Annotated in this window: 11 protein-coding genes and 2 pseudogenes; 9 read left to right on the top strand and 4 right to left on the bottom strand. The window is 45.2% G+C overall.

What is annotated here, in order from left to right; all coding sequences use genetic code 11:
- Positions 1 to 70: 70 nt before the first annotated feature.
- Positions 71 to 514 carry a hypothetical protein gene (locus tag H6F63_RS15875; protein WP_190638553.1) on the bottom strand — a complete coding sequence of 148 codons (444 nt, stop codon included), beginning with the start codon at positions 512 to 514 and terminating at the stop codon, positions 71 to 73.
- A 5-nt stretch (positions 515 to 519) separates the two neighbouring features.
- Positions 520 to 735: a hypothetical protein gene (locus H6F63_RS15870; protein ID WP_190638552.1), complete on the bottom strand. Its 216-nt coding sequence runs from the start codon at positions 733 to 735 to the stop codon at positions 520 to 522.
- 426 nt (positions 736 to 1,161) lie between these two features.
- Between H6F63_RS15870 and H6F63_RS15865 the strand changes: the two genes are divergently transcribed.
- From H6F63_RS15865 to H6F63_RS15850, 4 genes are all read left to right on the top strand, one after another.
- Positions 1,162 to 2,415: a glycoside hydrolase family 10 protein gene (locus H6F63_RS15865; protein WP_190638551.1), complete on the top strand. Its 1,254-nt coding sequence runs from the start codon at positions 1,162 to 1,164 to the stop codon at positions 2,413 to 2,415.
- A 484-nt stretch (positions 2,416 to 2,899) separates the two neighbouring features.
- On the top strand, positions 2,900 to 3,493 hold the full coding sequence (locus H6F63_RS15860) for an HPP family protein (protein ID WP_190638550.1): 594 nt from the start codon (positions 2,900 to 2,902) through the stop codon (positions 3,491 to 3,493).
- 300 nt (positions 3,494 to 3,793) lie between these two features.
- Entirely contained in the window at positions 3,794 to 4,657 is an 864-nt protein-coding gene (locus H6F63_RS15855; protein WP_190638549.1) for a neutral zinc metallopeptidase, read from the top strand.
- Positions 4,658 to 4,862: 205 nt separating this feature from the next.
- Positions 4,863 to 5,717: a hypothetical protein gene (locus H6F63_RS15850; protein ID WP_190638548.1), complete on the top strand. Its 855-nt coding sequence runs from the start codon at positions 4,863 to 4,865 to the stop codon at positions 5,715 to 5,717.
- Positions 5,718 to 5,907: 190 nt separating this feature from the next.
- Here H6F63_RS15850 and H6F63_RS15845 read toward each other — a convergent pair whose 3' ends face one another.
- Positions 5,908 to 6,900: a Rieske 2Fe-2S domain-containing protein gene (locus tag H6F63_RS15845; protein ID WP_190638547.1), complete on the bottom strand. Its 993-nt coding sequence runs from the start codon at positions 6,898 to 6,900 to the stop codon at positions 5,908 to 5,910.
- Positions 6,901 to 6,952: 52 nt separating this feature from the next.
- On the opposite strand from H6F63_RS15845, the pseudogene H6F63_RS15840 reads away from it, so the two are divergent.
- The 5 genes and pseudogenes from H6F63_RS15840 to H6F63_RS15825 all read left to right on the top strand — a co-directional run.
- A pseudogene (locus H6F63_RS15840) lies at positions 6,953 to 7,555 on the top strand (TetR/AcrR family transcriptional regulator); the annotation flags it as partial.
- A 57-nt stretch (positions 7,556 to 7,612) separates the two neighbouring features.
- Positions 7,613 to 7,717: pseudogene (locus H6F63_RS30080) on the top strand (TetR/AcrR family transcriptional regulator); the annotation flags it as partial.
- A gap of 222 nt (positions 7,718 to 7,939) precedes the next feature.
- Positions 7,940 to 8,479, top strand: a complete 540-nt coding sequence (locus H6F63_RS15835) for a GNAT family protein (protein ID WP_190638545.1) — start codon at positions 7,940 to 7,942, stop codon at positions 8,477 to 8,479.
- Positions 8,480 to 8,860: 381 nt separating this feature from the next.
- A complete protein-coding gene (locus H6F63_RS15830; RefSeq protein WP_190638544.1) occupies positions 8,861 to 9,436 on the top strand; it encodes a hypothetical protein in 576 nt (191 codons plus the stop codon).
- A 19-nt stretch (positions 9,437 to 9,455) separates the two neighbouring features.
- Entirely contained in the window at positions 9,456 to 9,596 is a 141-nt protein-coding gene (locus H6F63_RS15825) for a hypothetical protein (RefSeq protein ID WP_190638543.1), read from the top strand.
- Here the strand turns inward: H6F63_RS15825 and H6F63_RS15820 are convergent.
- Positions 9,580 to 11,859, bottom strand: a complete 2,280-nt coding sequence (locus H6F63_RS15820) for an ATP-binding protein (RefSeq protein ID WP_190638542.1) — start codon at positions 11,857 to 11,859, stop codon at positions 9,580 to 9,582. The two genes, H6F63_RS15825 and H6F63_RS15820, sit on opposite strands and share 17 nt — an antisense overlap.
- Positions 11,860 to 11,875: the final 16 nt, after the last annotated feature.

Genomic DNA, 11,875 nt, shown 5'->3' with positions numbered 1-11,875 from the left:
TCCTTTTGTTCAGGGGTCATAGCCGCTCCTCCTACGAATGCAGTTCACACTTCTGTTGACGCTCTACCTATTATCCTCTCTTGATAGTAGTTTTACAAAACCGGGATGCTCCCGATCGCGGTTGTATCTCAAACTCAAGCTTGGAACGATAAAAGCAAATATCAAATTCCATAAAAAAGTTAGTCTGTCCAAGAATCAGTGGCACCTGATTACTCTTGACCCAGGCAAATGCTAACCGCACAGGAGCAAACTCTCCGATCTCACCCATTGCAAATAGTGGCATTGCTGGTTGATTACCAAGATTACCTGCTAACCGAATAATCGCTCTGCGTTCGTCCCAACCTCCGCCAAGTTGGATGCCAATATCGTAGGGCAATACATTCACAGTTGCACCACTATCGACCAATCCAACAACTTCAACAGTTTGGTCATTGTTGCGAAGGAACAGGGGAATGCGTGGCAAAGTATCAAACTCATTTTGAGATGAGTCAGATGTAGAGTATTTGAAGCGCATCCTGTTCAATCACCCTCATTATCAGCTGAGTGCATTGCTTGCATCAATGTCTCACCCGCACCAAAAGCCTCATAAGGAGTTGGCAAATAATAAACCTTGTAAGGTTCTAAAGGAGAAATATCCTCATTAGTATCTAACTCTTCCGCCAGGATACGGATCAACTTAAGTTTATCGGGTGCAGAAAGTTGTCGCACCATCGGCACTAACTCTGCTAAATTCATTTCTGGCTCCTTATTACTCTGCCTAAGCTAACCTGAATAGCCTTTACCCTTATTTTATGCGCCCTAGAGCAAGACAGGCTTATGAAGCAATAGCGCGAACCGACAGGTCGGCGCTTCGCGATCGCACTTACGCGAGAGAAGTTCGCTTTGTGCATCTGCAATCTGGGTAAATTATTCATCTGCAACCAACAACACCGTTTTGACGACCTTACGATAGCTAATCCTCAGTTTCAATTAAGCTAGTCCGTAATTCTACTTAAAATACATTGATGCCTCAGTTTTCCTAATACAACAATTCCAGATTACTGATTGAATGATTCCTGTTAATAATCAACTTTTTAGTATATATAAATAGCTGTAGACTATTAATCGTTAATTTCATCACCAGGCTAAGCGATCGGGTAGCTCACTTATACATTCAAACTTATGAAATTGCATTTCATCCCTAGAGGTTGGTGGCGATCGCTCAAGTATCTCTTGTTACTGTTTCTGGCATCATTCATCGCAGTATTGCTGGCTGGCCACCCCATCTCTGCGATCGCGCAAAGTCCAATGCCAGAACCAGAAGCAATCGAGGAAAGCCCAATACCAGAAGCCACCCCTCAGAAACATTTTCAGGAAATCCGCGGCGTTTGGATGACCAACAATGACACTAAAATCCTCAGAGATCGCCCCAAACTGCAAAATGCTGTAAGTCAACTGGCGCAGCTAAACTTCAACACGATCTATCCTGTAGTGTGGAATTCTGGCTATACGCTTTACGAGAGTGCCATAGCACAACGGGAAGGTATTCAATCTTTTGTCAGCAAAGGTTTACAAGGACAAGATATCATCGCTGACTTGATTGCCCAAGCCCATCGCCAAGGCTTGCTAGCGATTCCCTGGTTTGAGTTTGGTTTCATGGCTCCCCCGATGTCGGAACTGACATCAAATCATCCTAATTGGATTACGCAACGGCGGGATGGTAGCCAAACTTGGATTGGCGCTGCGGGTGAGGTTGTTTGGCTCAATCCCTTCCATCCAGAGGTGCAGCAGTTCATCACCGATCTGGTGCTGGAAGTCGTCACTAAATATGATGCCGATGGTATTCAGTTTGACGATCACACCAGTTTGCCCAATGAATTTGGCTACGATCGCTACACGCTTGCTTTGTACAAACAGGAAACCAAGAAAGATGCGCCTTCCAATCCTAAAGATCCTGCATGGGTGCGCTGGCGTGCAGATAAAATCACGGCATTCATGACACAGCTCAATAAAGCTGTAAAAGAGAGAAAACCCAACGCCATTTTCTCCGTTGCTCCTAATCCCTACGTTACCGCTTACAATACTTATCTGCAAGATTGGCTGACTTGGGTGCGAAAAGATATCGTGGATGAGTTAATTGTGCAAGTTTATCGTCCCGATCTGCAAAGTTTTCTTGACCAGCTCATCCGCCCGGAAATTCAAGAAGTGCAACAAAAAATTCCCACTGGAGTTGGTGTCCTCACAGGCTTAAGAAGGAAGCGTGTTTCGATGCAACTAATTCAGGCTAAAGTGCGAGCAGCTCGCGATCGCGGTTTGGGTGTAACTTTCTTCTATTATGAAAGCCTTTGGGACGATGCACCAGAACCCATAGCGGAACGGCAATCTAATTTTCAAAGTCTCTTCAACTTCCCGGCTTCCCGCTTTGCAAATAGATAACCTGGCAATCTTTTAAGCAAGCGATCGCACGCTTTGCCTCCATGCAGTCAAAATCCACCGATACGAGCGATCACTTGCGTGAATGAAGCAAGCGATCGCTTTTTGCTCTCAACCTATCAATAAAGCTGATTACTTAGATTGCTTATTCTTATGAATTAGAGGTTTCATTTTGAGCGAGGAAAAGATAATGTTAATTATATTGTTAAGATTTCATGACATTTGTTAACGCGGGAGAATATTTTTCATGTTAAATGGGTTTTTGTCATCCTTCTGCTTGTATGAAAGCGAATCATGGCATCTATACCTTCTTTCCGTAGATTGAATAACAGCATTTAACGTTTTTATAGCAATACAGTTGAATTGCAAAATTTAGATATTCACCTTGCCATAGCTTGCAAATTTTCAGATATATTTCCAAGCTGAGCAGAGTAATTTTTCATGACTAATTTTTCTAATTTTACTATCTGTTAAAACTAAAAAATTGATGAAAAGCTATCTGCCTAAAGGACGAAATTATCGTACAATTCTCCCTCAATTAAATTACGCAAGCATTCGCTTGAGAGTAGACAATTACTGCTTAAAAATACGCGGTAGTAAACGTGCAGTTCCTTTAGAGAGACCCGATCATAGGCATATTCTGTGGAGTTCGCTGGGTAGTTTCATCGGCATTGCAGCCACAGCTTATTTATCAGTGAAAACTGGCGCTCCTCTACTAATGGCTCCCTTTGGTGCCACCAGCGTCTTGATTTTTGGCGTACCTGATAGTCCCTTGGCACAACCGCGTAATGTAATTGGCCGTAATTTTATAGCTGCTCTAGTTAGCTTAACGATTTTGCATCTTTTCGGTGCGGAACCCTGGGCGATGGGAATGGCTGTGGCAACTGCTATTGGCATGATGCAGTTCACTGGGACATTGCATCCACCTTCGGGAGCTGTTGCATTAGTCATAATGATGACGAAGGCACAGTGGCAGTTTCTGCTAACCCCGACACTTGAAGGTTCTATTATTTTGCTACTCTGTGCAGTAGTTTTTAACAATCTTGCTCAAGACAGGACGTATCCTAAGCACTGGTTCTGAGCTGTCTGAACGTAAACTATACAAAGACTGGTAGAGCTTAGGGTTAATTAAGCATAAGGAGCGTGGATTTATTAACCTCCTATTCCTTGTCTAGGGGCATGGCAGTGCCATGCCCCTACTGTTTGACCATGAGATAGCCTTCCCTAAGAAGGATCGTCTATAAATCAGCGCCGTCCCTCTGGTAGAGGATCTAGAAGAAGGCGATCGCTAATATTTGTAGTGGGTTGTGGAAAGTCTGGGTAAGGTGAAATAGCACTTTACTTACTTCTCCTGGGTTGAGTAGTTTGGAGACTTGAAGCTATGCGCTGGGAATTCGGTCGGAAAAGCAGCAACGTTGAGGACAGACGCGGGGGTGGGGTTTCCGGGCCTGTGGTAGGGGGCGGGATTGGGACAATCCTTCTGGCAGTAATTGTTGCCCTCTTGGGGGGCGATCCCGGTGCAGTGTTGCAACAAGGACAAGAACCAGCGCCAAGCGATCGCACTTCTTCCCAGTCTCCTCGAACACAATCATCTGCTGCGAACGATCGCATGGCTGATTTCGTTTCCGTTGTCTTGGCGGATACAGAAGATACATGGGGTACCCTGTTTCGCCAAAACGGAGAAAACTATGTCGAGCCTAAGTTAGTTCTTTTCTCAAATTCGGTACAGTCGGCTTGTGGTTCTGCAAGTTCTGCTGTTGGGCCGTTTTATTGCCCCGCCGATCAAAAAGTCTATATTGACTTAAGTTTTTATCAGGATTTGAAGTATAAGCTCAACGCACCCGGAGACTTTGCCCAGGCGTATGTAATTGCTCACGAGGTTGGGCATCATGTGCAGAATTTAATGGGAATTTCGAGTAAAGTTCGGACATTACAGCGTCAAGCTAGCCGCGCTGAGGCGAATCAACTTTCAGTCCGGTTGGAGTTACAAGCAGACTGTTTTGCTGGCATCTGGGCGCATCATGCTAATCGCTCCCGGCAAATTCTGGAGGAAGGCGACGTTGAAGAGGCGCTGAATGCTGCTAGCAGTATTGGCGATGATCGCTTGCAGAGTCAGTCCAAAGGGCATGTTGTCCCGGATTCTTTTACTCACGGTAGTTCAGCGCAGCGAGTCCGCTGGTTCAAGCGGGGGATTCAGACGGGAGATCCTGCACAATGCAATACCTTTGCAGCAGCAAATCCCTAGCAAAATATGGTGTTGGAATTATAGTAGGAAGCGATCGCTTTCTTTATTCATAGTTGCGATCGCCTTTAGACTTCCGCTATTTAGAGGGGTAGTTTATACCTATAAGAAATCTTATACTGCAATGGGGCTATAGTTAATAGTTAGAGTGAGAATTTTGTAGATAAAAGTAAGCTTTCAGACCATTTAAGTTCGCTAAGGGATATCAATGATTTCTGAATTGACAGCACAAAAAAAAGCTCTGATTGCTGACTATCGAATGAAGTGGTATTCAATGGCAATCTCAACCCAGCCAGTTGATAAGATAAGAGCCTTTTCCGCAATTGAGGCAGTTTACCAGAAAATATCAAACGCAGAAATACCGGACATATACTATTTTGACAGTCCGCGTAGTCTAGCTAACCTCAGCTTTATAACCCATATTCATCCGGCTGCAAACTTATTCAATCAACGTAAGCTGAACAACATCATTAGAAAAGTTAAAAATCAATTAATCAAACATGGATTTTTTCGTGATTCTTTTCGTAGACATATTGTTTATCCGCTGATTGAACTTGTGGGACAGCAGTTCGATATTGAGCTATGGAACAGTTTGCATAAACAATTTAGCTTCTCGTCCCCGCTCAATAGCGTGATACGTTTAAGCCTACGCGATAGTGAAAAATTATCTTTAATCTGGAAATCCGGTAAACCCAATCATCAAAGGCAAATTGAGCAATTTTGGTTCTATTTGACAACAGGTTTGGTTTCACCAGATACAGAATGTAGTATTTGTGGATTGCTAGATTTCTGCACCTCTGAGCTAGGATGCTTCATAGAAGAAGACTTATGGCACACACTCAGAACATACGTTTCTGAGTGTGGTTGGACATTTTTATTTCAAGATTTCTGTTTCACCTGTCAACGTCCACATAAAGTGCTGCTTGATGAGCAAAATCAACCTCATGCGGAGAATGAAGCAGCCATCGAATTTTTGGATGGTTTCAGTGTATTTGCCAAGAATGGGATGCTAGCTCTCGATTGCCACCAGTCTAACACTTCGCCTGCACCTGACGGAACGTGATTTATCAATTTAGAGTGAAAAGATATCTGCCGCAGATGAGGCGGGTTGTTGGAGATCGCCCATTCCGCCAGTTCTGACCACCGTTCAGTAGCAGTATTAGTTTCCATTTACTCCATACCCCAAAAAAGCGATCGCTATGGGGTGATGCTGAAACGAACAGCTACCATAATATTGAAGAGCTATGCGCCGTCTACTTTGAAAGATTAGGTTCTACAACATTTGGGAAACTTTGAAAATTGCGCCGCACCCAGTCCATACCCACCTCATTATTGAGTTTAATTTTCTGAGGCGTATTCGGATAAATTTTACCCAAAATATCAGCATCTTGATCGACTACCACTTTGCCAAACTTAAGATATGTCCTGCCAAATAGCTTAAAGGCAGGGTGCGTGGCTTGACCAAATAGCAAAATGTAAGTCCTTGTGCGGTTCTCGGCTTCTGGGATAAAGATGTGACACTGGACTACTTTACCTAATGGCATTTCACCATGAAAAATCACCAGAGATGGGAAGTGGTTTTCCAGGTGGGCTTTGATGGTTGTCGGGAGAAGGAATAAATCGAGTTTTCTCAGCTTTTCTGCCAAGCTATAAGGGGCAGTGGGCATATCATAAAACGCATGGGAATGATGCCCATTGTCAATAAATTGATGAAATTCCACATTAGTAACCCGGAATAATTCCCGGTGAGTACCGTTTTGGTGATTATAGTCGTGCATATTCAGCAACATAGTGAGCAAATCGGTCTCTACACTTGTATCTGCGGTATGCCCGACAAAGTAGTAGGTATCTGCAATCTCATTCAGCACAGTGGGAATCGGCACTTTCGCCTCGTATCCGCCGTAAGACCAGATGAAATCTCCTTGAATTTTTAACTCTAAAGGTTTCAGTTGAGGCAACGTTTTCTTTTCCGATCCCGGCAAAACGGTGCATCCTTCTGAATCAAACGGCAAGGCATGAAACGGGCAGACGACCGTACTCGTACCATCAATGCGTGCTTCGCACCATCCTTCTGACAACATTGCTCCCATGTGAGGACAGGCATTGGGCAGGGCATGGATTGCTCCAGCAGCGTCTTTCCACATTACATAATCATTACCATACAGAGAAATTCTCCGAGGTTGGTTCACTACCAACATCGACTTGTGCGCCAACAACCAGGGCGCACCGAAAAGCATAGACTGCATAATGTTCTCCGGTAGAGATAAAATTGTGAGAAATCCGTCGTGTTTTTAGAATATGACAGAATATTCACATTCGTCAAGAAGTCTGCGCCGTCAACCTAAACAGCAGCGAGGTAAAGAACGGGTCGAAAAAATCTTGGATGCAGCGGCGGCAGTGTTTGACGAGGTGGGCTATGAAGCGGCAACCACCCATCTAATTGCAGCCAAAGCGGGGACGGCGATTGGGTCTTTGTATCAGTTTTTTCCCGATAAAGCTGCCATTTTTAATGCGATGGAATTACGCCATACCGAGCGGGTTAAGGCCTTGTGGTCAAGCGCAGATACACCAGAGATGGTTCGATTACCACTCCGACAGATGATTAAGGGATTGGTCAGCGCGATCGCACAGATGTTTGAACAGCCTGTGTCACGGGTGGTGTTTGTGCAGTTTTTTATATCTCGCCAGATTTTCCAGTCGATCGATGAAAGCATGACTCAAGAAGCAATTGACTTCATGGCTGGTCTCTTAAAGCAAAGAAATTCGGCATTGAGTAAAGCACAATGTAGTCTACTGGCAGAGGTTTGCGTCCACAGCAGTAATGCTGTTCTTCTGTCGGCACTTCGCAACCCAGAGCAACAGCATCGTCAACAGTTGGTGCAGCAGATTGAGGACTTGTTGGTGTCATATTTAGAGCCGTATGTAGGGGACGGTCGGCTGGGCGATGTAATGAAAGTAATGAAATGTCCGCATTGTCAATCGGAGCAGTTATCTAAAAACGGGTATCGAAGGGGGAAGCAATGCTATCTCTGTAAGGAATGCGGGAAACAGTTTGTGGAGAATTTCCAGCGTTTCTGACCCTCGTTAGCTAGCAGTATCAATCGCCCTTACGCCACACACCAAAAAAAGCGATCGCAATCCCCAAAGCGTGATCGCTATCTCTTATTCATGGTTGCGATCGCATAAATAAGAATTAGCCCCCTGCCTACTGCGTTGAGCCGTGCCGTAGGTTATTGGTGGCAGGTAAACTGAAGTTGAAGTTGGTTTTAACTTCGGAATTTAGTCATGCTTCTTCAAACTGATCGCCTGCTGCTGCGCGAATTTACGGAAGCCGACTGGCCAGCCGTTTTAGCATATCAATCCACCCGTGCATACCAACGCTTTTATCCATCCGGGTGCACTGAGGCGGACGCTCGTGCCTTCGTTAATCGCTTCCTCCAGTGGCAGCAGGAGAAGCCCCGATGGAGGTATCAGTGGGCAATAGCTCTACAAAAACAGGATAAGCTGATTGGTAACTGCGGCATCCGTAAGAGCCATCCCGATGCCCCAGAAGCAGAAATTGGGTGTGAATTGGCTCCTGAGCATTGGGGTCGAAATTATCCGGTTGAGATGGGTCGCCTGCTACTGCGCTTTGGCTTTACAGAGATTGGCCTGCATCGCATTTATGCACACTGTATCGCTGAAAATAGAGGGGCGGTGTCATTGGCGCAGAAGCTTGGCATGAGCCAAGAAGGTCGGTTGCGAGAGAATGTGAGCATCCGGGGACAGTGGCACGACACCCTCGTATACGGCATCTTGAAGCAGGAATGGGAGGCAAAGGTTTAATAACAGCAGGCTAACAAGGCGCTGTGTTAGCCTGCGACCTTAACCTAATTCTCATTAGGACTCTGACAAATAATATCAGAACGAACCCAAGCAACCCATTGGTTTGTCCCGGCTTAGATACCAGCGTTCATGTGTGCCGCCATCGGTGGAGGAGTTAGGATCGAGTGTGGGAGCAACAGGAGAGAGTCATGCCCTATATTCAAGGATACAGTCGCACCGAAACACGGCAATTTCCAACGTTGAGCAAGTATTTGAATAGCTTAGAGTAGGTTGATGAGCGTAGACGCTTGAGCGGCTTGTCGTCAGACATGGCACCAACAAACATCTACAGTTAAAACCAACCTACGGCAAAATAAAAGGGAGGTCAACACTGGGGCGGCTATGTCTAAGAAGAAAAAGCACAATCTCCAATGGCTTAAGGAAACCTTAGAGTTAAAAGAAGACCACAACTGGAAATCAAAGCCAGGAAATCGGATCTTCGTAGCAGGACGAGGAGCCTTGCGCTTCGATGTCCCTGAGGATTGGCATTTTGAACCGGATGAGAAGTCATTCCGGTTTCTAGACAAAAAGCCACCCAACGATGATGCTCGTTTAGAAGCTTCCTTTAATTTACTGCCTCCTGGCAACTGGGCAGATTTTCCGCTAGTTCCGCTATTAAAGAAGGTGGTTAAAGATGATGAGCGTCAGCCGATCGCGCCAGGGGAAATTATTCAACTCAAGCGCCAAACTGCTCGTATCGTTTGGACTCAATTCAAATTTATTGATCCTGAAGAAAAGCGCGAAGCTTATTCCCGAATCTGTATTGGGCTAGGTTCTGGTGTTCAGTGTCTGATTACTTTTGACTACTGGGTGGACGATGCAGATCGCCTGATTCCTGTGTGGGATACGGTTATGGATTCGTTAGTTCTAGGGCTTTATATCCGCGATCCTCGAACCGGACTCGCATTACCCGACTAGAGGTTGGTGAAGTATAGAAGTGCGCGCAGCAAAAGCTGATTTATGCGATCGCATTCTTGATGAAACCAGAGCGATCGCACTGGCATTCATTCATAGTTATACCGCTAAACTTGCTCAGTCCGTCTGGCATCCCCTGAATGCCGTTAGACAGCAGCGCTGACTTGTTGACGGATGGGAATCTGAATCGCAAACTCGCTTCCCTCACCAGGAGTGGAGAAGCATTCCAATTTACCGCCATGTTTTTCCGTAATAATTTGATAACTGATGGACATCCCCATCCCCGTTCCTTTCCCAATCGGTTTAGTTGTGAAGAAGGGATTGAATATCCGTTGCTGAACGTCTTGGGGAATACCAACTCCATTATCCGCGATCGCGATTTGCACCCATTGCGAATCAATCACTGAAGTGGAGATAGTGATTTGATCGGGATGGTCTTTTTTCTCCTGATAGGTGCAATTGGCTTTGGTTTCTTCGAGTGCATCAATCGCGTTTACCACGATATTCATTAAGACTTGGTTGAGTTGTCCCGGATAACACTCCACAAGGGGCAACTTTCCATAGTCTCGAATTACTGCGATCGCTGGGCGGTCTGGTTTTGGTTTTAGGCGATGTTGCAAGATCAGCAGCGTACTTTCAATTCCTTCATGGATATCCACTTCTTTCATGTCCGCTTCATCCAATCGAGAAAACGTCCTTAGCGATTTAACAATTTCTCGTATGCGTTCAGTCCCCAATTTCATTGATGAGAGTAACTTCAACATATCTTCGTTGATAAACTCTAAATCTATATCAACAATTTTGGCTTCAATTGCAGGTGTGGGAAGGGGATATTCCGCCTGGTAAAGCTGCACTAACTCTAGAAGATTTTGAGCATATTCATCGACAAAGGTGACATTGCCATGAATAAAGTTAACCGGATTATTAATTTCATGGGCTACTCCCGCAACCAATTGTCCCAAACTGGACATTTTTTCGGTTTGAATCACTTGTGCTTGAGTTCGCCGCAAATCAGTAAGGGTTTGTGAAAGTTCGGCGGTGCGTGCTTCAACTCGATTTTCCAATTCGGCGTTAGTCTGTGCCAGTTCGTTAAAAGAATCTTGTAACTGAGAAGCCATGTGGTTAAAGGACTGTGCCACCGCATCTAACTCTTTGATGTTGGTAGCTTCCACCGTTTGGTCTAACTGTCCAGTAGCGATCGCTTCGGATGCTTGGCTCAACTTTAAGATGGGACGAGTAATCCAGCGTGATGTGTAGATTCCTAAAACCGTTGCTACTGCCAATGCTCCCAGACACAGGAGGATCGTTGTGCGAGTGTTGGCATTAATTTGGGAATTGAAATCAGATTCCGGCACGGTGACAACCACCAGCCAGTCTAACCCAAAGCGATCGCGCCAGTGAGTGACCTGAATAAACTGACGCTGCCCGTTGAATTTCACCTCAAGTTCTTGAGTATTTTGAAGGGCTGCGAAATTATTAAATTGTTGTTTTAATTTTTCTGCAACGGCGCGAATCAACGGATCTGGCGTTTCTAGCGCACTCAGGCGTTTTGTCTCACCATTGACTTTGTGTACAACTGGTTGAGTGCTGGAACTGCCAATCAGCAAGCCATCGCGTTCCATGATAAAAATTTGTCCGGAAGGGCTAACTTTCAGGTTGTGAAGAAATTCACTCACATTTGTTAGCAGCAAATCTACCATCAAAAGGCTGCGTAACTTGCCCTTCTGGTCATAAATGGGATATCTAGCAGGAACTGCCACATAGTAATTAAGACCAATATCAGAAGTGCCGCTTTGGCTTTTTATTGCCTTGCCTGCTTCCGTAATCTGTACCGTATTCTCAAATGCGTAGGTGTAGATAGCAGCCCAGGCTGGCTTACCTTTTTTGATAATGTCTTTCACTCCGGGTGGCAATAAAGGATCAGCCTGATAACTCTGCACAAGGCTTTTCCGGTTTCCCCGTTGATCAGCGGTGTAATCCGATGCTGCACCGTTTCCAAGGAGATTTTCATAAACCAGGAGATTCACGCCATTAACCCAACGCCCAGCGCCTGATTCGGCACCATTCGGTAGAGCATAGCCAATATAGCTAAGTGTTTCAAATGCTCTAGCTTGACTCCAGAAATACTGCTCGCTTGTTCTGGGGTCATTCAGATTCAATCGTCCAGAAGCGATCGCATCTGCATTGATTTGGTTCAACTGCTGTGGCAGTGCCAAATAAGTATCCAAGTGTTCGTCAACCTGCTGACTGGCTTTGTCAATTAGTTGATTAGCTAGGTCATTGACTGCTTTCTGCCCGTTTATAAATGAGAGATAGCCAACTAGCCCTACCGCTGCAAATATTTGTAATAAAAAGGGAACTATCACAATCAGCCGCAGGGGGAACTGTTGAGTAGCCTTAGCAGCATAGCCAGGTTTGGCATTCATTGGCGTTACTCAGAGA

It is taken from the genome of Trichocoleus sp. FACHB-40 (assembly GCF_014695915.1).
GTDB classification, from domain to species: Bacteria; Cyanobacteriota; Cyanobacteriia; order Cyanobacteriales; family FACHB-T130; genus Funiculus; species Funiculus sociatus.
Note: the sequence above shows the minus strand (reverse complement) of the source record. Positions and strands in the feature narration are given on the sequence as shown.

Coding starts and splice junctions, on each gene's coding strand:
- H6F63_RS15875 (WP_190638553.1), bottom strand. CDS start 514: ATGCGCTTCAAATACTCTACATCTGACTCATCTCAAAATGAGTTTGAT.
- H6F63_RS15870 (WP_190638552.1), bottom strand. CDS start 735: ATGAATTTAGCAGAGTTAGTGCCGATGGTGCGACAACTTTCTGCACCC.
- H6F63_RS15865 (WP_190638551.1), top strand. CDS start 1,162: ATGAAATTGCATTTCATCCCTAGAGGTTGGTGGCGATCGCTCAAGTAT.
- H6F63_RS15860 (WP_190638550.1), top strand. CDS start 2,900: ATGAAAAGCTATCTGCCTAAAGGACGAAATTATCGTACAATTCTCCCT.
- H6F63_RS15855 (WP_190638549.1), top strand. CDS start 3,794: ATGCGCTGGGAATTCGGTCGGAAAAGCAGCAACGTTGAGGACAGACGC.
- H6F63_RS15850 (WP_190638548.1), top strand. CDS start 4,863: ATGATTTCTGAATTGACAGCACAAAAAAAAGCTCTGATTGCTGACTAT.
- H6F63_RS15845 (WP_190638547.1), bottom strand. CDS start 6,900: ATGCAGTCTATGCTTTTCGGTGCGCCCTGGTTGTTGGCGCACAAGTCG.
- H6F63_RS15835 (WP_190638545.1), top strand. CDS start 7,940: ATGCTTCTTCAAACTGATCGCCTGCTGCTGCGCGAATTTACGGAAGCC.
- H6F63_RS15830 (WP_190638544.1), top strand. CDS start 8,861: ATGTCTAAGAAGAAAAAGCACAATCTCCAATGGCTTAAGGAAACCTTA.
- H6F63_RS15820 (WP_190638542.1), bottom strand. CDS start 11,859: ATGAATGCCAAACCTGGCTATGCTGCTAAGGCTACTCAACAGTTCCCC.